Here is a 23,679-nt window from a genome sequence, read left to right as displayed (position 1 = left end):
GAGCTCAATCGCGAAGGGGGTCGGGGATAAGGGGGCGGGGCATCGCGCCCAGGGCCAGCGCGCCGACGCCGCCCAGGGCGGAAAAGACGACCATGACGTAAAACGCGCCGGTGGCGTAATGCTGATACGCCCAGCCTGCAAGTAGCATCGCGATCGCGAATACGAAGCCCATCGCGAGGCCGCTATAAAGACCTTGGGCGCTGGCGCTCTGTTCGCCGGGAACGTTGCGGGCGATAAAGGTCACCGCCGCCAGATGGGTGCCCGCGAAGGTCAGCGCGTGCAGGCTCTGAACGGCGATTAGGAGCGTAAAATCGGCGCTGCTTCCCAGTGCCGTCCAGCGGATGATCCCGGCCAGCGCCGCCATCGCCAAAAGTTTCCAAACCCCAAATCGCAATAATATCCGTTGCCCGAAAGTAAACAGTAAAATTTCAAAGACCACCCCTTCGGCCCATAAAAAACCGATCGCTCCGTCGCCGATCCCGGCGCTGCGCCAAGCCAACGTGGCGAAACCGTAGAGCGCGGCGTGACTGGATTGCAAAAACGCCGCGCTGAAAATAAACACCATGAAGCGGCGGTTGGATAAGAGTTCGATCACCGGCCAGCGCCGCGCGCGCCGGGGCGCCGTACGATGATCGGGCAGCAGCGCCATGCCCGCCGTGGCGGCGGCGGCGGCGGCGATCAGCAGGACCAAAATGGCGTCGTCGGAACGGCCCTGGAGAAACAGTCCGCCAAGGAACGAGGCGGTGATAAAGCTGATCGATCCCCACAGGCGAATTTGGCCGTACTTCGCGCCGTGGCGCGTGATCGCGATCACCGCCAAGTTGTCGGTCAAGGGCACCATGGTGGTCAATACGGTGCCGACGATTATCCAACCAATCAAGATGGCCTCGTAGCCGTGCAAAAACGTGAAGGCGATAAATCCTGTCAAAACGAGGGCGCCGGCGGCGATCAAAATCCCCTTACGCCGACCGCTGCGATCTGCGAAGTGGGCGAGAAACAGGCTGATGGGGATGCGCGCCCACAGGGCGGCGGCGAAAACGACGCCGACTTCCTGGGGGGAAAGGCCGCGGCTTTTAAACCAGGCGGGCAGGAACGGCACATAGACGCCGATCATCAGGAAAATGGTAAAAATGCCCAGGGATAATCGGGCCGTCGGGGTGAGCGCGGACGACATCTGCGGCCTCGTGTCCATAACTGGGGTGAAACGGGCGTGCGGTGCATAGTTTGGGGGAGTATGCCGCCGTTCGCGCCGGGAGGGTACTGGAATTTACCGCGCCGCCTTTCCGGGATCGTGACGATTTGGGCGTTGACTTTTCGGCGTGCGCGGATCACCCTGAAAAAAAAATCATCAAGCGAAAAAAATTTCACATTGTGGCGCTTCGAGACGCCTAAGGGCGCGCCGGTAGGGCTTTGTTTGTGCGACCCACGAGGTCCGTAGGATCAACTTGGGGGTGTGCGGGTGTGTGAAGAAGGGTTGGCTGTTCCGTGAAGTCCACGACGATGACGAATGACGAAAGCCTCGCGGCGCGGGCGGCTTGGCTGTCTTATATCGGTGGCTATACGCAAGGCGAGATCGCGCGGCGGCTCGACGTGTCCTCGGCCAAGGCGCACCGCCTGATCGGCCAGGCCCACAAGGCGGGATTGGTGCGTGTATTTATCGAGGGCGCACCGGGCGAATGCCTTAGGTTCGAAGAAGAGATCGCGCGCCGCTTCTCCTTGCAGTCATGCGTCGTCGCCCCCGATATCGACGATGACGACGCGCGCGGCTCCCGTTTTCGCTTCGCCGGCGTCGGCGCGGCGGCGGCCAAGCGCCTATACGCCGTTCTGGAAGGCGGCAATGGGCTAACGATAGGTCTGGGCAAGGGGCGCTCGCTGGCCGCCATGGTGCAAAATTTTCCGCGCATCGAACGGCCCGACCTGAAATTCGTTTCGGTTTCCGGCAGCCTGACCCGCAATCTTTCGGCCAATCCCTACGACATCGTGCACAACATGGTGGAACGTACGGGCGGTGAGGGATATTTCTTGCCGGTGCCGTATATCGCCGCCAGCACCCGGGAGAGAGAATTGCTGATTGCGCAAAAAAGCGTCGCCGACGTGATGGAACTGGCGCGCCGGGCCGATGTCTACGTGATCGGCGTCGGGGCCGTCGGGCGCGACCCGGCGATCAAGGCCCACATCCAGCAGGTCGGCATGGTCAGTGACGACGAATGGCGCGATCTACAGGATAAAAACGCCGTTGGCGATATCATGGGATGCTTTATCGACGCCGACGGGCTTCGTGTCGATAGTGCGATCAACCGGATGACGCTCGGTTTGCACCTGGAGGACCTGAAGGGACGCAGGGTGATCGCCGTTGTCGGGGGCAAGGATAAGGGACAGGCTGTCTTGGCGGCCTTACGGACGGGCGCCGTTACCGATTTGATCATTGACGAGGGAACCGCCGCGTCCATATTGAAGATCGCCGACGGAGAGGGCGCATGACGAAGCTGGACGAACGGGCCGCCGCCCCATTAACCGCCGCCGAAGCCACTTCCGCTATGGATTCGCAGAACCTGCCGCGCAATCCCGGCGGCGATCTGGACCTCGACTGGGTCGCGTCCTTGCGCGTCAACCGCAGCGCCGTGGAGCGCCGCGCGGCGAGCATCGGCGCGCGCCGTTCGGTGAAGAAACAATGGCAGGCGGCATGGTTGATTCGGGCGTTGGAGTGCATCGACCTGACCACCCTCGCCGGGGACGACACGCCGGGCCGGGTGCGCCGGTTGTGCGCCAAGGCGCGCGCGCCGCTGTCGTGCGAAACCCTTAACGCCCTGGGGCTGGACGGGCGCGTCGTCACCACGGCGGCGGTCTGCGTCTATCACGAAATGATCGCCCCCGCCGTGACCGCCCTTAAGGGCAGCGGTATTCCCGTCGCCGCGGTCTCGACGGGATTCCCCGCCGGACAGACCCCGTTCGACCTGAAGGTGATGGAGATCGCGCGTTCGGTCGCCGCCGGGGCGCGCGAAATCGATATCGTCATCTCCCGTAAACATGTTTTATGCGGCGACTGGCAGGCGCTGTATGACGAGGTCCGGGCCTTTCGCGAGGCCTGCGCCGACGCCCACATGAAGACGATCCTGGCGACCGGCGATCTGAAAACCCTGCGCGCCGTGGCCAAGGCGTCGGCGGTGTGCATGATGGCCGGGGCCGATTTCATCAAGACCTCGACCGGCAAGGAAGACGCCAACGCCACCCTGCCGGTGTCGTTGGTGATGATGCGTATGGTGCGCGATTATTTCGAACGCACGGGATATCGCGTCGGCTTCAAGCCCGCGGGGGGCATCGGTTCCGCCAAGGACGCCCTGAATTATCTGTTTTTGGTCAAGGAAGAACTGGGGTCGCGCTGGCTGCGACCCGACCTGTTCCGCTTCGGCGCGTCGAGCCTATTGGGCGACATCGAACGCCAGCTCGATCATTTCGCCCGTGGGGCGTACAGCGCCGATTACCTCCATCCGATAGGGTAAGGTCATGGATATTGTGGAGATCTTGAACACCATGGAATACGGACCGGCCCCGGAGGACCGCGGTCCCGCCGATACTTGGCTGGAGTCTCACAAGCGGACGTTCGGCCATTTCATCGACGGCAAATGGTCGGCGGTCAAAGGCGGCGCGCATTTTGAAACCTGCAATCCGGCGACCGGCGAGGTCCTGGCCAGCATCGCCCAAGGGGGGGACAAGGCGGTCGGCGACGCCGTGCGTGCTGCCCGCCGTGCGCAGCCGGGATGGGCCGCCCTGGGCGGCGCGGGCCGTGCGCGCCATCTGTACGCCCTGGCCCGTCTGGTGCAAAAACACGCCCGTATTTTGGCTGTTCTGGAAACCCTGGACAACGGCAAGCCGATCCGCGAAAGCCGCGATATCGACGTGCCCTTGGTGGCGCGCCATTTTTATCATCATGCCGGTTGGGCGCAATTGATCGAGGATGAATTCCCGGCGCATCGGCCCCTGGGCGTGATCGGCCAGATCGTGCCGTGGAATTTCCCCTTGTTGATGCTGGCGTGGAAAATCGCCCCGGCCCTGGCGGCGGGCAATACGGTGGTGCTCAAACCGGCGGAATATACCCCGTTGACGGCGCTACGCTTCGCCGAAATCTGCGCCGAGGCGGGCCTGCCCGCGGGCGTCGTCAATATCGTCACCGGCGACGGGCGCACCGGAGCGCTGCTGGTCGAAAACGAGGCCGTCGATAAGATCGCCTTTACCGGCTCGACCGAGGTCGGGCGCATCATCCGCCAAAAAACGGCGGGCAGCGGCAAGAAATTGTCCCTCGAACTGGGCGGGAAATCGCCGTTCATCGTCTTCGACGACGCCGACCTCGACAGCGCGGTCGAGGGCGTGGTTGACGCCATCTGGTTCAACCAGGGGCAGGTCTGTTGCGCCGGGTCGCGCCTTTTGATCCAGGAAGGCGTCGCCGCGCGCTTCACCGAAAAGCTCAAGGCGCGCATGGAAACGCTGCGCGTCGGCGATCCGTTGGACAAATGCACCGACATCGGGGCGATCGTCGATGCCCGCCAGTTGGACGGCATCAACGAAATCGTCGGGCGGAGCGTGGCCCAGGGGGCGCGATTATGGCAACCCGCCGCGCCGTGTCCAAGCACGGGGATCTTCTATCCGCCGACCCTGCTTGAGGACGTCACCACGTCGTCGATCGCCGCCCAGGAGGAAATTTTCGGCCCGGTGCTGGCGGTGATGACCTTTCGCACCCCGGAGGAGGCGGTGGCGCTGGCCAACAACACCCGCTACGGACTGGCCGCCAGCGTGTGGAGCGAGAATATCAACCTCGCCCTCGGCGTCGCCCCGGCGATCAAGGCCGGTTCGGTGTGGATCAACAGCACCAACATGTTCGACGCCGCGGTCGGTTTCGGCGGCTATCGCCAATCGGGCTTCGGGCGTGAGGGCGGGCGCGAGGGCATGGCGGAATATCTGCGCCCGGAACCGATCCCAAGCGCCCCCAAGGCGGTGCGGGCCAAGGACGCCGCGGGCAAGACAAAACCGATCTCGGGAGTAAAGCGGTCCTCCGTCGCCGGGCCTTCGGTGGATCGAACCGCCAAGCTTTATATCGGCGGCAAGCAGGTTCGCCCCGACGGCGGCTACAGCCGCCCGGTGCCGGGCGCGGATGGGGCCGTTCTCGCCGAGGTCGGCGAGGGCAACCGCAAGGATATCCGAAACGCCGTCGAGGCGGCGCGCAAGGCGGCCGCTTGGGGAACCGTGAGCGGTCATGGCCGGGCGCAGATCCTGTATTACATCGCCGAAAACTTGTCGGCGCGTGCGGACGAATTCGCCCGGCGTCTTCAGGCGATGGGCGCGATGGACGCCGCGGCGGCGGAGCGGGAGGTCGCCGACACGCTCACGCGGCTGTTCTATTACGCCGCCTGGGCCGATAAATTCGACGGCGCCGTGCATACCCCGCCGATCCGTGGCCTGGCCCTGGCGGTCAACGAGCCGGTCGGCATTTTAGCCCTGTCGTGTCCCGACGGCGCGCCGCTTCTGGGCTTCGTTTCGATGCTCGCCCCGGCGATCGCCATGGGCAACCGGGTGGTCATCACGCCGTCCGCGCGCCATCCCCTAAGCGCCACCGATTTTTATCAGGTCCTGGAAACGTCCGACGTTCCCGCCGGTGTGGTCAACATCGTTACCGGCGATCAGGACGTCCTAGCCGAAACCTTGGCCGCGCATGAACAGGTCGATGGAATGTGGTATTTCGGCGCACCCGCGGGCATGGCCGATGTCGAGCGATTATCGGCGGGAAACATGAAACGCACCTGGGTGCTGGACGCCGGGGATTGCAATTTTTCCGACCGGCGCTTCGGGCTAGGTCGGCGCTTCCTTGACCATGGCGTCGAAGTGAAGAATATTTGGGTCCCCTTTGGGGAATGATGGGGCGTTTCAGCCCTGCTTGGCGGTGCGCGATCACCGCGCTGCTGTAAAAGGAGATACGTTTATGAAGGCCCTTATCCGTTTGGCGGGCGCGGCGATCGTCTCGTTGTCCGCGTTTTCCGCGTCGGCCGCCGAAATCAAACCGGCGGTGGTTTTCGACATGGGTGGAAAGTTCGACAAATCGTTCAACCAGTCGGTTTACGACGGCGTGGAACGTTTTAAGAAAGAAACCGGCATCGGGTATCGCGATTTCGTCGTCACCAACGAAACCCAGCGCGAACAGGCGATCCGCAAAATGGCCCAGCGCGGCAGAAGCCCGATTATCGCCGTCGGCTTTAGCCAAGCCCCCGCCGTCGCCGTGGTGGCCAAGGAATACCCCAAGTTGAAATTCACCCTGATCGACGGCGTGGTCAAGTTGCCCAACGTGCAGTCGGTGGTGTTCAAGGAACACGAAGGTTCGTTTCTGGTCGGCGTGTTGGCCGCGATGGCGTCGAAAACCGGGAAGATCGGTTATATCGGGGGTATGGATATTCCGATGATCCGGGCCTTCGGTTGTGGCTATGCCCAGGGCGCGAAATACGCCCGTCCCGATATCCAGGTGATCCAGAACATGACCGGATCAACGCCTTCGGCCTGGAACGATCCCGGGCGCGGAACGGAATTGGCCAAGGGTCAATTCGACCGTGGCGTCGATGTGGTCTACGCCGCCGCCGGGGCGACCGGAATCGGCGTCTATCAGGCCGCCGCGGATGCCGGGAAATTGGCGATCGGAGTCGATTCCAATCAAAATTACCTGCATCCGGGCACCATGCTGACCTCGATGGTCAAACGGGTCGATGTCGCCGCCTATAACAGCCTTAAGACGGCCATGGACGGCGATTGGAAGGCCGGCGTTCAGGCCATGGGTTTGAAGGACGGCGGCGTTTCGTGGGCCTACGACAAATACAACAAAAGCCTGATTACCCCGGCCATGAAAGCCAAGGTCGATCAGGCCGAAGCCGACATCATCGCCGGCAAAATCAAGGTGCACGATTACCGCACCGACAACGCCTGCCCCAACTGATCGACGGGCGGGGACGAAAAAATGCTTGTGTCCAATGCGCTCACCGTGGCCGGCGGCGATGTTTCCTTGGGCGAGAAGGAACACGGCCCGCCCCCGGCGATCGAGTTGCGGCACATCCATAAATCCTTCGGCGCCGTTCACGCCAACAAAGACGTTCATCTTTTTGTTCGCCCCGGCACGATCCACGGGATCGTGGGCGAGAACGGCGCCGGAAAATCGACCCTGATGAGCATCCTCTACGGCTTTTACGAGGCCGACAGCGGCGACATTCTGGTCGATGGGCGAAAGGTCAGGATCAATTCGTCCCAGGCCGCGATCGACGCCGGGATCGGCATGGTGCATCAACACTTCATGCTGGTCGATACGTTCACCGTCTTGGAAAACGTGATGCTGGGGGCGGAATCCGGCCCTCTGTTGAGGGAAAGCGCCGATGCGGCGCGGCGTAGACTGGCCCAATTGGCGGACGATTACGGCCTGCGCGTCGCCCCCGATAAGATGACCGGCGATTTGCCGGTGGGCGAGCAGCAGCGGGTCGAAATTTTAAAGACGCTCTACCGCGGGGCGCGGGTCCTCATCTTGGACGAGCCGACCGGCGTGTTGACGCCCCAAGAAACCGAACAACTGTTTCGCATTCTCGCTGCCTTGAAGAAGGAAGGCGTGACGATCATTCTGATTACCCATAAGTTGCGCGAAATCATGGCGGCGACCGACTATGTTTCGGTGATGCGCGGCGGCGAGATGGTCGCCCACCGCCACACCGCACGGACCAGCAAGGAAGAACTCGCCGAACTGATGGTCGGGCGGCGGGTCAATCCGACACAGCGCCGCGTGGGGTCGGCCCTTGGCGAGGTTCGCCTGAGTGTGGAAAAAGTCAGCGTATTGCGCAGGAGGTCCGCGCCGCTTCTCAAGGACATCGATTTTTCCGTGCGCGCCGGCGAAATCGTGGGCATCGCCGGCGTTTCCGGCAACGGGCAAAGCGCGTTGCTGGACGTTCTCAGCGCGATCCGGCCCATCGACGAGGGGCGGATCGTCGTCAACGGACGGGAAATCACGCCGCGACACCCCAGCGACCCCGCTCAATTGCGCGACCTGAAGGTCGCCCACGTCCCCGAGGATCGCCACCGCTTGGGGTTGGTGGCCCGTTTTTCGGCCATGGAAACGGCGATCCTGGGCTATCATCGTCGCGCCCGGTTCAACCGGGGTCCCTTTGAGTTTTCCCAGGATCTGCCCGCGATCGAACGTCATTGCCGGGCGTTGATGGAACGCTTCGACGTCCGTCCGCCGGAGCCGTTTATCAAAAGCGCCAACATGTCGGGCGGCAATCAGCAAAAATTGATCCTGGCGCGGGAAATCGATCAGGCGCCGACGGTGCTGTTGGTCGGCCAACCGACCCGGGGGGTCGATATCGGGGCGATCGAATTCATTCATCGCCAATTGCTCGACCTGCGCGATCAGGGCTGCGCCATCGTCATGGTGTCGGTCGAGCTTGATGAAATCATGGCGCTGAGCGATCGCATTTTGGTGATGTTCGACGGCCGCATTGTTCACCAAGTCGATAACGAGGACGCCGACATTCAGAGCCTGGGGTTGATGATGACCAACGCCTACGACAAGGAAAAGCACCCGCCCGCCGCCGGTGCGCGCGGGAAGAGGGGGGCGCCATGAGCGATCAGACGCGGACACTGCCCCGGTGGATCGATATCGGCCTGATACCGCTGATCAACGTCGCCATGGCCTTGGTCGTTTCGGGCGTCATTATCCTGGCGATCGGGGAAAATCCGATCGACGCCGTCGTCATCATGCTTCACGGCGCGCTGGGCTATGAAGAGGGGGTCGGTTACACCCTGTACTACGCGACCAATTTCATTTTTACCGGGCTCGCGGTGGCGATGGCCTTTCACGCCGGATTGTTCAATATCGGCGGCGAGGGGCAGGCCTATATCGGCGGTCTCGGCGTCGGGCTGGCGATGCTCGGGCTGGATCATGTGCTGCCGATGGGCCTATTGATCCCGATCGCGATTTTGATGGCGGCGGCGGGCGGCGCGTTGTGGGCGTTGATCCCGGCCTACCTTCAGGCCTATCGCGGCAGCCATGTGGTGATCACCACGATCATGTTCAATTTCATCGCTTCGGCGCTGATGGTCTATTTGATGGTCCACGTCCTGATCGAACCCGGCCAGCAATCCCCGGAAAGCCGGGAATTCGCCGCCAACGCCCAACTTCCGTTCATCTATCAAGTCCTGGGGTGGTTCGGTATCCCGATGGCCAAATCCCCGGCCAATCTGTCGCTCGTTTGGGCGCTGATTTGTTGCGTCGGGGTGTGGTTCTATATCTGGCGCACGAAATGGGGTTACGAGCTGCGCGCCGTCGGCTTTAACGAACGGGCGGCGATTTACGGCGGGGTGCGTCCGGCGCGGGTGATCATCCTGACGATGTGCCTTTCCGGCGCCCTGGCCGGGTTTGTCGGATTGAACGAAATCATGGGGGTGCAGCATAAATTGCTGCTCGATTTCACGGCGGGCTACGGGTTCACCGGGATCGCGGTTTCCTTGATGGGGCGCAACCATCCGCTGGGTATCATCCTGGCCAGCCTGTTGTTCGGGGTGTTGTACCAAGGCGGCGCGGACTTGGCGTTCGACGTGCCCAACATCACCCGCGAGATGGTGGTCGCCATTCAGGGCCTGATCATCCTGTTTTCGGGGGCGCTGGCGTACATGTCAACGCCCTGGATCACGCGGCTTTATTTCCGGCTGCACGACGGGGCGACCCCATCCGACCCACCCAAACCCGCCCATGAGGAGGCGTAAATGGCGGATTTTTTCTTATTGGCCGTACTTACGTTGGACGCCACCCTGCGCGTTTCGACCCCATTGATTTTCTGCGCCATGGCGGGCATTTTCTCCGAACGCTCGGGAATCATCGACATTAGCCTGGAAGGCAAGATGCTGATGTCGGCCTTTGTCGCGGCGGCGATCGCGGCGGTGACCGGATCGCCCTGGCTGGCCCTGGCGGGCGCCGTCGCCGCGGCGTGCGCGATGGCGTTGCTGCACGGTTTCGCCTGCATCACCCACAAGGGCAACCAAGTGGTCAGCGGGGTGGCGATCAATATCCTGGCGTCCGGTCTGACGGCGGTACTGGGCAACGCCTGGTTTCAGCGCGGCGGGCAAACCCCGACCCTGGACGCATCGTCGCGTTTCATGCCGATCACCCTACCGATGGCCGACACCCTGGGCCAGATTCCGATCATTGGGACCATTTATAAACACGCGATCAGCGGCCATAACGGTTTTGTTTACTTGGGCTTCGCCGTCGTTCCGTTGACGTGGTGGATCCTGTTTCGCACCCGTTTCGGGTTGCGCTTGCGCGCGGTCGGCGAAAATCCGCAGGCGGTGGATACCGCCGGCTTGTCGGTGACCGCCCTGCGCTACCGCGCGGTATTGATGTGCGGCGTGTTGACCGGTCTCGCCGGGGCCTATATCTCGATCGCGCAAAATGCCGTGTTCGTGCGCGATATGACGGCGGGGCAGGGCTATATCGCCCTGGCGGCGATGATTTTCGGCAAGTGGCGGCCCTTTCACGCCTTGGGCGCATGCTTGATGTTCGGTCTGTTGGACGCCGTGGCCATCCGGTTGCAGGGGGTTCATTTGCCCGGCATCGGCGAGGTGCCGGTGCAGTTTATTCAGGCCTTACCCTATATTTTGACGGTGGTGCTGCTCGCCGGGTTTATCGGCAAGGCGGTCGCGCCCAAGGCGATCGGCACCCCTTATGTGAAGGAGCGCTAGAATGGCCATGGACGACGCCATGCGCGAAGCCCTTGATAGGGCGGTCGAGAGATCATACGCCCCCTATTCGCGGTTCGCCGTGGGGGCGGTGGTGCGCGGCAAGAACGGCCGACTTTACGGCGGCTGCAATGTCGAAAACGCGGCCTATCCCGAAGGAAGTTGCGCGGAAACGGCGGCGATCGCCGCGATGGTCATGGACGGCGAGCGGGAAATCGTGGAAATCGCCGTGCGCGGAAGGGGGGATACCCCGGTCACGCCGTGCGGCGGCTGCCGACAACGCATCCGCGAGTTTGCATCCGCGGCGACACCGATCCATCTGTGCGGTGCGGGGGGCGTGATTAAAACCGTAACCTTGGACGATTTATTGCCGATGTCTTTCGGCCCCGATACCCTGGCCGACGGCGGCGAGGATGCGCCGGCGCGAGGAAATCCATCATGAACGAGGATAATGCGAACGAGAATGTCGCACGGTCGTTGGAGGTTGTCGCCACACGGGCCGGGAATCTGGCCCCTAAGGTCGCGGTCGTCCTGGGTTCCGGCCTGGGGAATTTCGCCAACAATGTGGAAAACGCGATCGCTATCGCTTATGGCGATCTGCCGGGCTTTCCCGAAGGCGGCGTCGGCGGCCATGCCGGGCGGTTGATTTTAGGGCGCATCGGAGGCGCCGACGTCGCCTTGATGCAGGGCCGGGCGCATTACTACGAAAACGGCGCGCCGGACGCGATGAAGGTGGCGGTGCGCACATTGGCCGGGCTGGGATGCGAAACCTTGGTGCTGAGCAATGCGGCGGGCAGCACGGACGCCGAGGTTGGTCCGGGTAGCGTCATGGCGATCTGCGATCATATCAGCTTCACCGGGGTTTCCCCGCTGTTCGGCGCGCCGGGCGACGATCGCTTCGTCGATCTGAGCGAAGCCTACGATCCCGCCCTGCGTCAAAGTCTGCACGCGATCGCCGCCGACATCGGGGTGACGCTGCATGACGGCGTCTACATGTGGTTTTGCGGCCCCCATTTCGAGACCCCGGCCGAAATTCGCGCGGCGCGGATGTTGGGCGCGGACGCGGTCGGCATGTCCACCGTGCCCGAGGTCATCCTCGCCCGTCACGCCGGAATGCGCGTCGCTGCGCTGTCGATCATCACCAATTTCGCCGCCGGCATGAACGCGGTCCCGCTCAGCCACGAACAAACCATGGATAACGCCGCCTTGGCGAGCCGGGCGGTGCAGGATCTGCTGCACGGATTTTTGACCCGCTACGGAGAATAAGCATGTTTCTGGCCCAGGAAATCATCCGCAAGAAACGCGACGGCGGCGTTCTTAGCGATGCGGAAATCGCCTTTGTCGTCGAGGGCGTTTCGGACGAGAGCATGAGCGAGGGGCAAGTCGCGGCCTTCGCCATGGCGGTTTTCTTTCAAGGCATGTCGATGGACGAGCGCCGGGCGCTGACCCGCGAGATGACGGCCTCGGGCGATGTGCTCGATTGGCGCGATCTGGATTTGCCCGGCCCGGTTTTGGACAAGCATTCCACCGGCGGCGTCGGCGACAAGGTCAGTTTGATGCTGGCCCCGATCGTCGCCGCGTGCGGCGGCTATGTGCCGATGATCTCGGGACGAGGCCTGGGGCACACCGGGGGCACGCTGGATAAGTTGGACTCCATCCCCGGCTATCGGACGACGCCCGACAACGCCCTCTACCGCAAAACGGTGAAATCCGTGGGCTGCGCGATTATCGGTCAGACCGCCCGCCTGGCTCCCGCGGACAAGCGTTTTTACGCCATTCGCGACGTTACCGCGACGGTCGAATCGATCCCCCTGATCACGGCGTCGATCCTGTCGAAAAAGTGCGCCGCGGGTCTGCAAGGCTTGGTGATGGACGTCAAGACCGGCTCGGGCGCATTCGCCCGGGAAATGGACATGGCGGTCGATCTCGCCGGCAGCATCGTTGAGGTCGCCAACGCCCTTGGCCTGCCGACGTCGGCGTTGATCACCGACATGGATCAGGTGTTGGGGCGCGCCGTCGGCAATGCGCTGGAGGTTGTCGAAGCGGTCGATTTCCTCAAGGGCGACGGCGATCCCAGAATGCGGGAGGTGACGCTGGCCCTGGCCGGGGAAATGTTGGTCCTGGGCCGTCTCGCCAGGAACCGCGACGCCGGGCGCAAGCAGGCCCGGGCGGCCCTCGACAGTGGTCAGGCGTTGGAGGTTTTCGCGCGTATGGTCGCCGCTTTAGGCGGGCCGAAGGATTTTATCGACGCCCCGCAAAAACACCTGCGCCCGGCCCCCGTCGTGCGGCCCTGTCCGATCGGCGATGCCGCACGGGACGGCGGATACATCACCGCCGTCGATGCCCGCGCGGTTGGGGTCGCGGTGATCGGCCTGGGCGGTGGGCGCCGTCGGGCAGATGATAAAATCGACCATGGCGTCGGTCTTGACGACGTGTGCGCGCCGGGACAGGCGATCACTCCGGAAACGCCGCTGGCCATGGTCCATGCCGCCGATGAAGACGATTATCACGGCGCTTGCGCCGCCTTGCGCCGGGCGATCCGCCTCGGCGACGCCCCGCCGCCCGCCCGTCCGATGGTGATCCGCGAAATGCGCGGCGACGTCGCGCACGAGCAAACGCCATGAGCCGGGCCTTTATCATCGTCATCGATTCCTTCGGCATCGGCGGCGCGCCCGACGCCGCCGCCTTCGGCGATGCGGGGGCCGACACCCTGGGCCACATTGCCCAGGCCTGCGCTGCGGGCGAAGCGGACATTCCGGGCGTGCGCCGTGGCCCTTTGGCGCTGCCCCATCTGACCCGCCTCGGCCTCGCCCGCGCGGCGCTGGCCAGCAGCGGGGAGGCCTCCTTGGGGGTGGACCCGAAGACGCCGGTCGGCGGCGCTTATGGCTACGCCCGCGAGAAAAGCGTGGGCAAGGACACGCCGAGCGGCCATTGGGAAATGGCCGGACTTCCGGTGATGTTCGCCTGGGGCGTGTTTCCACGTACTGTGCCGTGCTTCCCCGCCGAGGTTACCGACGCCTTGATCGCGCGCTGCGCCTTGCCCGGAATTTTGGGCAACCGCCACGCCTCGGGCACCGAAATCCTGAAAGATTTGGGCGAAGAGCATATCCATAGCGCAAAGCCGATTTGCTATACTTCCGCCGATTCCGTGTTTCAGATCGCCGCCCACGAGGATCATTTCGGGTTGGCGCGCCTCTACGCGGTGTGCGAAACCGCCCAGGAGATTCTTAAACCGCTGTCGATCGGCCGGGTCATCGCGCGGCCCTTTGTCGGGGAAACCGCGGCGACGTTTAAACGCACCGCCCATCGCCGCGATTACACCGTACCGCCGCATGGCCCGACCCTCCTCGATCACGTGCGCGACGCCGGCGGCGAGGTGATCTCGATCGGCAAGATCGCCGATATTTTCGCCCACAAGGGGATCGGCCGGGCGGTCAAGGCGGACGATACCGACGGCTTGATCGACGCCACCGTCGCCGCGGGCCGCACCGCGCCGGACGGGGCGCTGGTATTTACCAATTTGGTCGATTTCGATTCCGTTTACGGCCACCGGCGCGACGTCGCCGGGTACGCCCAGGCGCTGGAGGCGTTCGATCGACGCATTCCCGAACTGGAAGCGATGCTGAGGCCGGGCGACCTGTGCGTGCTCAGCGCCGATCACGGCTGCGACCCGACGTGGCCGGGCAGCGATCACACCCGCGAGAACATTCCCGTCTTGTTTTTCGGCCCCGATGTCGCGCCCGCCGATCTGGGCGGGCGCGATACCTTCGCCGATATCGGCCAAACCGTCGCCCGGCATTTGGGGGTCGAGGGGCTTGCCCACGGCGTCGATTGCCTCGCCGGGCGCGGTGTGGACGAGAAATAGAGGCCCGAGAAAAGCCCCCCGGAGACGGAATTACTTCGTGCCGAACAGGCGATCCCCGGCGTCGCCCAATCCGGGCAGGATATAGGCGTTTTCGTTTAACCCGTCGTCCAGCGCGGCGATGTAAACCGCTACTTTAGGATGCTCCTTGAGCAAGACGCCAACCCCTTCGGGGGTGCCGACCAAGGCCATCAGGCGAATATTTTCATCGGGCACGCCGCGTTTGTTAAGAACGTCCAGGGCGTAGGACGCGGAGTGGCCGGTCGCCAGCATCGGGTCGGTGACGATAAACAGCCGTCCCTCCACATCGGGAAGCTTGACCAGATATTCCACCGGACGCTGGGTGTCGTGGTCGCGGTACAGCCCAATATGGCCGACCCGGGCCGAGGGCATCAGTTCCAACAGGCCATCGGCCATGCCTTGCCCGGCACGCAAAATCGGAATTACGCCGACTTTCTTGCCGTCGATCACGGGGGCGTCTTCCATAACCTGCAAGGGGGTTTCGATCCTCTCGTGCGTGAGGGGGAGCCGGCGCGTGATCTCGTACCCCATAAGTAAGGAAATTTCCTTGAGCAGGGCGCGAAAGGTCTTGGTCGAGGTGCCGATTTTACGCGTGTGAGTCAACTTGTGCAGGATCAGGGGATGATCGAGGATATGCAGATTGGGAAATTGAAGATGCTGCGACATGGGTTCTCGTCTTCGATGTTCGATGGCGGCGAATTTTCTGTGGCGGCAGTAAAACAAAACAGGGGGGATAAACCAATGCCTAACTTACCACGGTGCGCGTTTTCAGACTCTTCGAAAATGAGGACGGACGCAGGGGCGTTATCCCGGATTAGGCATGCCCTCGCCATTCGCCTTTGTACGGGCGTTTGCGTCAATCGCGGTGCGAATGACGGCACGCAGAGTTTCGTTGCTGGTTCGCGACTTCACCAAGGAGGCGTAGATGGCGTCGATGGTTTCTTTTGTTGTGTCCTGCACCGAGAAAATAATGGTTGGCGTCGCGCTGTTGCGCGTTTTTTTCAAGAAAGGCAGTAATTGCTGGCCATCGCCATCGGGTAACATGAGGTCGAGGATGATAAGGTCGAAAATTTTGTCGCCCAGCAATGTCCGCGCCTCGGAAAGATTGCCGACGGAGGTGATCTCGGCCATGTCGTCGACCAGAGCGGCGACCACTTGGGCGACGTCGGGGTCGTCTTCAATGTGCAAAATTTGGGGGACGTGGTTGGCGGTGTCGCGCATGGCGCGCTTCAGCCCTTGGAAAAAGCGCGTTTGATCAATCGGCTTTTGCATCCAGTCGATGATACCAACGGTATCGCCGTTTAATTCCAACTTTCCTTCGTTCGCCGTCGCCGAAATAACGATGATGGGCAGTTCGCGAGTTTTCTCGTTGTCGCGCAATTCGCGGATCAAGGAAACGCCGTTTTGATCGGGCAAGTCGAGGTCCAGGGTCATTGCACTATACCTGGTTTGGGACAGTAAGTGTTTTGCCTGTTTGGCGTCGCGGGCGATATCGGCGACGAAGCCGTCGTTGTGGAGCATAAGTTGGATCAAAGCCGCAATATCGGGATCGTCCTCGCAGATTAAGATATGGCGCGTATTATTTTTCAACGCCGTCGAACGGTTGTTGGAAATGTTGTTGGGAGCCAGGGGGAGGTCGAAGTAAAATGTCGTTCCGACGCCTTTTTCGGTCTCGTAGCCAATTTCTCCGCCCAACTGTTCAATGATGGCTTTGGCTATGCTCAACCCCAATCCGGTGCCCCCTTTTTGGCGTTTGTCGGAAGAATCCGCCTGGGTGAATTTTTCAAAAATTTTATGCTGAAATTTTTTGTCTATGCCGGGGCCTTGATCGGAAACGGAGACGCGAATACGACCCTCGACCATGCGAAGGGCGATATTCACAGCCGCGCCTTTGGGTGAAAACTTGGCGGCATTGGACATCAAGTTGCTCATCACCTGCATTAAACGGTCGGGGTCGGCATGGACTGAGATGTCGGGAAGTTCGTCGGTAAAAGTGAACTGAACGTCGAGGGTGGCGGCGTAATCCTGATTGACGGCGATGGCCTGATGGATGAAGGGCGGCAAGCGCATCGCCGTATTGTTGAAGGGCATTCTCCCGGCGGCGATTTTTTCGATGTCCAGGATATCGTTGATCAGGCGAGTGAGACGATCGCTGTTGGAGTAGGCGATGTCGAGCATCGCGCCGAGTTTGTCTGGTAATGTGCCGATGACGCCCGAGCGGATCAATCCCAGCGCCCCCTTGATGGAGGTGAGCGGCGTGCGGAGTTCGTGACTGACCGTGGAGACAAATTCGACCTTGAGGCGTTCCGCCGCTTTGCGTTCGGAAATATCGCGCGTAACCCCGACGAAGGTGCGCTGTCCACTTTGTTCCATTTCGGCTATGGACAGCTCAAGGGGAAAAGTTGAACCGTTTTTGCGTTGTCCGACAAGTTCACGGCTATTGCCGATAATTTTTGCGCGGCCCGTTTTAAGGTATTCGTGAATGTACGCGTCATGTTTGCTGCGATACGGTTCGGGCATCAACATGTTGACGTTGTGGCCGACCATTTCATCTTCTTCATAGCCAAATAATTTTACCGTCGAGGGATTGACGGTTTTGATGACGCCCTTCTCGTCGATTGAAAAAATGCCGTCGATAACGGTGTCCAGGACGGCCCTTAAGTGGCTTTCCCGTGCCGTAAGCTCCGCGGTGGTTTCAATTAATAGCGCCTGCGTTAATTCCTGTTGCACGCAGTCGGCCAGATCGCGCAGCGCCTGAAATTCCTTTGGCGACAAGGTCCGGGGGACGGTGTCGATAATACATAACGTGCCTACTTTTTGACCGTTGGCGACACTGAGGGGGGCTCCGGCGTAAAAACGGATATGTGGCGCGTCCGTGACAAGCGGATTGTCGTAAAAACGCGGATCCTCAAGGGCGTCGGGGACACAAAAAACATCTTCGCCTAAAATGGCGTGACCGCAAAAAGAGACGTCCCGCGGAGTTTCGCAAGCATCCAAACCCTGGCGCGACTTAAACCACTGCCGGTCTTTGTCCACGATGCTGACCAGAGAAATGGGAACCTCGAAAAGATTTTTTGCTATTCGCGTCAGACGATCGAACCGTTCCTCCGGGGGGGTGTCGGTGATGTTTAGCTTGTCCAGGGACCGCTGACGTTCATGTTCGGTTGCGGGGAATTCCGGTGCTTTCACTTCGGCTCTCACCATGGGGCTAAACCCACGGTCCTTTTCTGGTGTTATGATTTACCCTGAGCGCGGCCCAGGTGAAATCGGTATGCAAATTCGGCTCATGGTGCAGTGGAAATATGGTATGGAACGTTGGGCGTTGCGATATTTATTTTTCCACGGGAGGGCGGCGACGGCCCCCATGGCGGGGGCGTCTTCTCGTGGTGTTTTTAAAATGTGACGTGACTCCCAAGTTCCCTCCGGTTATGGGGGTAGAGCCCGCTTGCAAAGCATTGCCCGTTGCGGGCGCTTTAGTTCAAGCCGATATGGGGCATGCCTCATATCGGCTTTTTCGGCGAACTCGACCAGTGTCGCCCCACCATGGGCGGAGTGCGGTCGGTGGTGGTTGTCATCATGCTTCCATGCCGCCAGTATGGTCCCGGCATGCAAAATAGGGTCTCGTTGAGACATTTTCCCACAGCTGCCCGTTGAAGCTTTCCACGAAGGCGTTCTGTGTCGGCTTTTCCGGCTGAGTGTAATGCCATTTCACGTGGCGCTCCTGTGGCCATTTGAGGATCGCGATGCTGGTCCGTTCGGCGCCGTTGTCACTGACAACGCTTTGGGGCTTGTCCCAGCGCTGAATGTTCCCGTGCAACCCGTAAGTCCGACAGGGCGGTGTCGGCCGCTAGGCCGAGGCATTCTCGCGTGAAGTCATCGACGACACACAGGATGCGGAACCGCCGTCCGTCGTCGAGCACGTCGGAAACGAAGTCCAGGGACCATCTTCGGTTCGGTCCCTCGGGCAGAATCGGCACCCGCGTGCCCAAGGCACGCCGCGCACCTGAAGACCTTTTTCCCGGTACAGGCGACGCAGATTCTTCTGATTCATGTGCAGGCCCTCCCGGGTTAACGGCAGGTGCAGACGGCGATAACCAAACCGGCGCCGTCGGGCGAATAGCGCCCGCAGCCGCTCCCGAATCGAAACATCATCCGGCTTGATCGACCGGTAACGGACCGAACTGTGGCCCACGCCCGTCGCGCGACACACCCACCGCACACCCACCGCACACTCACCTCACAGGTCTTGCGGAGGTAGGTGTCGGTCTCGCGCCTGGTGGAGGTACACATCCGCCGTCTTCTGACCCGCTTCCTGCTCGTGCAGAATCCCAATAATCCGTTCCTCTGAGAAACGTGAACGCTTCATGCCCATTTCCCCGTTTGGGTGATGGCCTCTCTACCTTGATGTGGAGGAAAATTCGGAGCGTACGCCACACGTGCGCATATGGAGTCGAAATAAGAAAAAACCAATGATTGCATTATAAATATAATCAATCACCTACAGTTTTATACTCCATAAAATTAAAGGAAATTCCTTGATGTCGGTCAAGTGGACACCAGGTGACACCATGGTAGAACGCTCTGTATAGGTACGAAGATAGCCGGAAATTTTGAGAGGGGTTTTCGGTGATGTGTGACGGCGTTTGGTTCCAGGCCTAATTTTTGGGTCCCGTTTCCGGGCGTAGGCTCGGGTTTGGGCTTGCGCGCGTGGTTCCGGCGAGTTGGTGGCGGATGGCGCCGCCCAGGGGAGAGGTGCGACTTGCGTTCTCTAGCGATGTTTGGTATCCCGCGGTTGCGTGGGAGTGTTTCTTTTTTCGTGTGCATTGTGGCGTTGGCGATTTTGGCGATCGCGCCGTCGCGGGCGCAAGGGGCCGATGATTTTCATCTCGCCGCGTTTTTGCCCAAGATTCAGATAAAAACCTTTTTTCCCGGCGCCGATCGGATCGAGATCGTCAAAGATACGCCGCCGGTGGCCGCGGTGTACGGTGGCGGCAAAAAACTGGGATACGTGTTCCTTAATTCGGATTTTGTCGATTCCACGGGATATTCCGGCAAGCCCATCAGGATTTTGATCGCGATCACCACCGAGGGTGTGATCGTTAACGCCAAATTGGTCGAACATCACGAGCCGATCGTCCTGGTCGGCATTCCCGAGGCTCGGATCGTCAAGGTTTTCGACGATTACAGGGGCCTCAACATCGCGCATCTGGCGGAAGGTGGGACCCAGGACCACAAGTTGGACATCGTCAGCGGCGCCACGGTGACGATCATGGTGATCGACGACAGCATGTTGCGTTCGGCGATCAAGGTTGGGCGCAAGTACGGTCTCGGCGGGCTGACGGCGCTTGCCCAGCAGGCGAGCGGGCCCAAGTTTTCGATCGCTCCCGGCCCCGGCACGGTCAAGGACTGGCCGGCGCTGTTGGGCGACGGCTCCGTGCGCCACTTGAAGATCACCGTGGGCGAGATCAATCAAGCGTTCGCCAAATCCGACGATCCCGAGGCCAAGAACCGACCCGAGTCGGGCGACCCCAAGGACACGTTCATCGATTTTTACGCCGCCTTGGCGACGGTGCCGACGATCGGGCGCAGCTTGCTCGGCGAGGGCGAATACAAAAATCTGAAAAATCACATTCCGGAGGGGCGCCAAGCCATCCTTCTGGCCGGGACCGGGCGTTTTTCGTTCAAGGGTTCGGGCTATGTGCGCGGCGGAATTTTCGATCGCTTTCATATCATCCAGGGCGAAAATTCCGTCCGTTTTCGCGACCGCCATCACAAGCGGTTGTCCAGGATCGCGGCGAAGGGTGCGCCCAAACTGAAAGAAGTGGATCTTTTCTACATTCCGAAAAACGCCAAATTCGATCCGACCCAACCGTGGCGTATCGAATTGCTGGTCAACCGGCCGACGGGGCCGACTAAAAAGGCGTTTTTGACGTACACCTTGGGATACCAGACGCCGAAGGTCTATTTGCGCGCCGAAGCGTCCGCGAAATCCGCCTACGAGGAAAGCGCGTCGGGAGGAAAGACCCCCCTGTGGCGCAAGCTGTGGCACGAGAAGTTTTACGAAGTGGTGGCGTTGAGCGTCGCCGTCGGCCTGTTGACGATTATCTTCTTTTTCCAGGATTGGGTGGTCCAGCGGCCACGTCTGATCAAGCGCACCCGCCTGGCGTTCCTTATTTTCACGTTGTTCGGGCTGGGCTGGTACGCCAACGGCCAAATTTCCGTCGTTAACGTGATGACCTTCTTCAACGCGCTGATCACCAAGTTCAGTTGGACCTACTTCCTGCGCGAGCCGCTGATCTTCATCCTGTGGTTCTCCGTGGTGGTGTCGTTGATCTTCTGGGGACGAGGCGCGTTCTGCGGTTGGCTGTGTCCCTTCGGCGCGCTTCAGGAAATCCTGAGCAAAATCGCCAAGGCGTTCAAGGTGCCGCAAATTCAGGTGCCGTGGGCGATCCACGAACGCTTGTGGCCCTTGAAATACCTGATCTTTCTGGTCTTGTTCGGGCTGTCGTTGTATTCTACCGGCCTGGCCGAACGTTGGGCCGAGGTCGAGCCGTTCAAGACCGCGATCGTCTTGAAATTCGCCCGTGAATGGCCGTTCGTGATCTTCGCCCTGACGGTGCTGTCGGCCGGGTTGTTCATCGAGCGGTTTTACTGCCGCTATTTGTGCCCCCTGGGCGCGGCGTTGGCGATTCCGGGGCGGCTGCGGATGTTCGAATGGCTGCGTCGCTACAAGGAATGCGGTTCGCCGTGCCATCGCTGCGCGCAAGAATGCATGGTTCAGGCCATTCATCCCGATGGTCATATCAATCCCAACGAATGCCTGTATTGCCTGCACTGCCAGATCCTTTACCACGACGACCAGAAGTGTCCGGTCGTCGTCCAACGCAGGCAAAGGCGCGAACGGCGCGCGGCTCTGTCGGCGGAAACGAAGAATGTGGAGGGCAAGGCCACGTAATACGAACGTCAAGGAGGAGGGTACGATATGGCGATAAGAACGATACCGATACGTCAAGGAGGAAGGTACGACTTAACGATAAAAATAATGTCAAAGGGTTACATCTAGGTCTTAGAAAAATGGAGAGAGAAAATGTCTAAGAACAAAGAAAACAAAAGTACGGGCTATACGCGCCGCGAGCTTTTCGGGGGCACCGCGAAAATTGCCGCCGTCAGCAGCGCCACGGTCGCCGGACTGGCCGGGTTCATGGGCAACGCCCTGTTGGCTCCAAGCGCCAGTCGCGCCAGCGAAAGCGAAAAAGTCACCGTCAAGCCCGGCGAGTTGGACGAATACTACGGCTTTTGGAGCGGTGGACAATCCGGCGAGCTTCGCATTCTCGGCGTGCCGTCGATGCGCGAATTGATGCGTGTTCCGGTGTTCAACCACGACAGCGCCACGGGTTGGGGGCGAACCAACGAAAGTCGCAAGATCCTGACCGAACACCTGCAACCGGAAACCAAGAAGTACCTCGAATCGCGGGGCGGTGTTTGGTTGAACGGCGATCTGCATCACCCGCACATGTCGTTCACCGACGGCACCTATGACGGGCGTTACCTGTTCGTGAACGACAAGGCCAACACCCGCGTCGCCCGCGTGCGCTGCGACGTGATGAAGGTCGATAAAATTATCGAAATTCCCAACGCCGCCGATATCCACGGGCTGCGCCCGCAAAAATATCCGCGCACGGGATATGTCTTCGCCAACGGCGAACACCGGGTTCCGATCCCGAACGACGGGACCATTTTGGACGAACCGAAGAAATACCACGCCATCTTCACCGCCGTTGACGGCGACAAGATGGAGGTCGCCTGGCAGGTGATGGTGGACGGCAACCTGGATAACTGCGATGCCGACTATCAGGGCAATTACGCGCTTTCGACCTGCTACAACTCCGAAGAGGGCGTCACCCTTGAGGAAATGACGGCCAACGACCAAGATTGGGTCGTCATCTTCGACATCAAGCGCATCGAAGCCGGCGTTAAAAAGGGCGACTTCAAGACCATCAAGGGGGTTCCCGTGCTCGATGGTCGCCACGGTTCGCCGTATACCCGCTACGTTCCGATCCCGACCAGCCCCCACGGCTGCAACACCGCTCCCGATGGTCGCTATGTGGTCCTCAACGGAAAATTGTCGCCGACCGTTTCGGTGATCGACTTGACCTTGGTTCCCGATCTGTTCAACGACAAAATCAAACCGCGCGATTGCGTCGTCGCCGAACCCGAATTGGGGCTTGGGCCGCTTCACACCGCGTTCGACGGCAAGGGCAATGCGTTCACCACTTTGTTCCTCGACAGCCAGGTCGCCAAGTGGAACATCGAAAAGGCGGTGCGCGCGTTCAAGGGCGAGAAGGTTAATCCGATTATCGAAAAAATCGACGTCGCCTATCAGCCCGGACACAACCACACGACCATGGGCGAGACCAAGGAAGCCGATGGAAAGTGGTTGATCTCGCTGAATAAGTTCTCGAAGGATCGGTTCTTGAATGCCGGTCCATTGAAACCGGAAAACGACCAGTTGATCGACATCACGGGCGAAAAAATGATTCTCGCCCACGATGGCCCGACCTTTGCCGAGCCGCACGATTGCATCATGGTGCGTTCGGACATCGTCAATCCGATCGATATCTGGAAACGCGACGATCCGATGTGGTCGGACGCCCGCGAATGGGCGAAAAAGGACGGCGTTAACCTGGAAGAAGCGGCGAACGTTATCCGCGACGGCAACAAGGTGCGCGTTTACATGCACTCGATCGCGCCGAACTACAGCCTGAGTAAGTTCACCGTCAAGGAAGGTGACGAGGTCACGGTGTTCGTCACCAACATGGATGACGTCTCGGATTTGACCCACGGCTTCACCATCGCCAACTACGGCCTCGCCATGGAAATCGGCCCGCACGCGACGTCGTCGGTGACGTTCCATGCCGATCGCCCGGGCGTGCATTGGTTCTATTGCCAGTGGTTCTGTCATGCCTTGCACATGGAAATGCGTGGGCGCATGCTGGTCGAGCCGCGTTCGGCCTAGACCATGAAAACGCGAGTGCGACATCTCGCCT

Annotated in this window: 16 protein-coding genes and 1 pseudogene; 13 read left to right on the top strand and 4 right to left on the bottom strand. The window is 60.8% G+C overall.

Annotation, left to right across the window (positions count from 1 at the left end; genetic code table 11):
• Window positions 1-4 precede the first annotated feature (4 nt).
• Complete coding sequence (locus P3M64_RS04170; protein WP_165886217.1) at window positions 5-1,174, bottom strand: MFS transporter; 1,170 nt, start codon at window positions 1,172-1,174, stop codon at window positions 5-7.
• Between the two features lie 326 nt (window positions 1,175-1,500).
• Here P3M64_RS04170 and P3M64_RS04165 point away from each other — a divergent pair, with 326 nt between their 5' ends.
• The 11 genes from P3M64_RS04165 to P3M64_RS04115 all read left to right on the top strand — a co-directional run bounded on the left by P3M64_RS04165 (window position 1,501) and on the right by P3M64_RS04115 (window position 14,614).
• Entirely contained in the window at window positions 1,501-2,481 is a 981-nt protein-coding gene (locus P3M64_RS04165; RefSeq protein WP_132937950.1) for a sugar-binding transcriptional regulator, read from the top strand.
• Complete coding sequence (deoC, locus tag P3M64_RS04160; RefSeq protein WP_207893094.1) at window positions 2,478-3,500, top strand: deoxyribose-phosphate aldolase; 1,023 nt, start codon at window positions 2,478-2,480, stop codon at window positions 3,498-3,500. Before P3M64_RS04165 ends, deoC begins: the two co-directional genes overlap by 4 nt.
• A gap of 4 nt (window positions 3,501-3,504) precedes the next feature.
• Entirely contained in the window at window positions 3,505-5,907 is a 2,403-nt protein-coding gene (locus tag P3M64_RS04155) for an aldehyde dehydrogenase family protein (RefSeq protein ID WP_132937951.1), read from the top strand.
• 64 nt (window positions 5,908-5,971) lie between these two features.
• Complete coding sequence (locus tag P3M64_RS04150) at window positions 5,972-6,970, top strand: BMP family lipoprotein (protein WP_132937952.1); 999 nt, start codon at window positions 5,972-5,974, stop codon at window positions 6,968-6,970.
• Window positions 6,971-6,991: 21 nt separating this feature from the next.
• On the top strand, window positions 6,992-8,635 hold the full coding sequence (locus P3M64_RS04145) for an ABC transporter ATP-binding protein (protein ID WP_132937953.1): 1,644 nt from the start codon (window positions 6,992-6,994) through the stop codon (window positions 8,633-8,635).
• Window positions 8,632-9,777 carry an ABC transporter permease gene (locus P3M64_RS04140; RefSeq protein ID WP_132937954.1) on the top strand — a complete coding sequence of 382 codons (1,146 nt, stop codon included), beginning with the start codon at window positions 8,632-8,634 and terminating at the stop codon, window positions 9,775-9,777. The genes P3M64_RS04145 and P3M64_RS04140 overlap by 4 nt, the downstream gene beginning before the upstream one ends.
• Window positions 9,778-10,752, top strand: coding sequence for an ABC transporter permease (locus P3M64_RS04135; protein WP_132937955.1), 975 nt, complete (start codon window positions 9,778-9,780; stop codon window positions 10,750-10,752).
• A gap of 1 nt (window position 10,753) precedes the next feature.
• Window positions 10,754-11,191, top strand: coding sequence for a cytidine deaminase (cdd, locus tag P3M64_RS04130; RefSeq protein WP_132937956.1), 438 nt, complete (start codon window positions 10,754-10,756; stop codon window positions 11,189-11,191).
• A complete protein-coding gene (locus P3M64_RS04125) occupies window positions 11,188-12,015 on the top strand; it encodes a purine-nucleoside phosphorylase (RefSeq protein ID WP_132937957.1) in 828 nt (275 codons plus the stop codon). Before cdd ends, P3M64_RS04125 begins: the two co-directional genes overlap by 4 nt.
• A 2-nt stretch (window positions 12,016-12,017) precedes the next feature.
• Window positions 12,018-13,373: a thymidine phosphorylase gene (gene deoA, locus P3M64_RS04120; protein ID WP_132937958.1), complete on the top strand. Its 1,356-nt coding sequence runs from the start codon at window positions 12,018-12,020 to the stop codon at window positions 13,371-13,373.
• Window positions 13,370-14,614, top strand: a complete 1,245-nt coding sequence (locus P3M64_RS04115; RefSeq protein WP_132937959.1) for a phosphopentomutase — start codon at window positions 13,370-13,372, stop codon at window positions 14,612-14,614. The genes deoA and P3M64_RS04115 overlap by 4 nt, the downstream gene beginning before the upstream one ends.
• 30 nt (window positions 14,615-14,644) lie before the next feature.
• Here P3M64_RS04115 and upp read toward each other — a convergent pair whose 3' ends face one another.
• The 3 genes and pseudogenes from upp to P3M64_RS04100 form a co-directional block, all read right to left on the bottom strand.
• Window positions 14,645-15,298, bottom strand: coding sequence for a uracil phosphoribosyltransferase (gene upp / locus P3M64_RS04110; protein ID WP_132937960.1), 654 nt, complete (start codon window positions 15,296-15,298; stop codon window positions 14,645-14,647).
• A 138-nt stretch (window positions 15,299-15,436) separates the two neighbouring features.
• Window positions 15,437-17,836: a PAS domain S-box protein gene (locus tag P3M64_RS04105; protein WP_132937961.1), complete on the bottom strand. Its 2,400-nt coding sequence runs from the start codon at window positions 17,834-17,836 to the stop codon at window positions 15,437-15,439.
• A 222-nt stretch (window positions 17,837-18,058) separates the two neighbouring features.
• Window positions 18,059-18,998: pseudogene (locus P3M64_RS04100) on the bottom strand (integrase core domain-containing protein).
• A gap of 450 nt (window positions 18,999-19,448) precedes the next feature.
• Here P3M64_RS04100 and P3M64_RS04095 point away from each other — a divergent pair.
• Both P3M64_RS04095 and nosZ read left to right on the top strand, forming a co-directional pair.
• A complete protein-coding gene (locus P3M64_RS04095) occupies window positions 19,449-21,587 on the top strand; it encodes a NosR/NirI family protein (protein ID WP_165886219.1) in 2,139 nt (712 codons plus the stop codon).
• Window positions 21,588-21,719: 132 nt separating this feature from the next.
• The gene (nosZ, locus tag P3M64_RS04090; protein WP_132937965.1) at window positions 21,720-23,648 is read left to right on the top strand and encodes a TAT-dependent nitrous-oxide reductase; all 1,929 of its coding nucleotides are present in this window, start codon (window positions 21,720-21,722) and stop codon (window positions 23,646-23,648) included.
• The last annotated feature ends 31 nt before the right edge of the window (window positions 23,649-23,679 follow it).

It is taken from the genome of Varunaivibrio sulfuroxidans (assembly GCF_029318635.1).
Taxonomy (GTDB): Bacteria; Pseudomonadota; Alphaproteobacteria; order Rhodospirillales; family Magnetovibrionaceae; genus Varunaivibrio; species Varunaivibrio sulfuroxidans.
The sequence above is the reverse complement of the archived record's forward strand: the minus strand, read 5'-3'. Positions and strand labels throughout refer to the sequence as shown.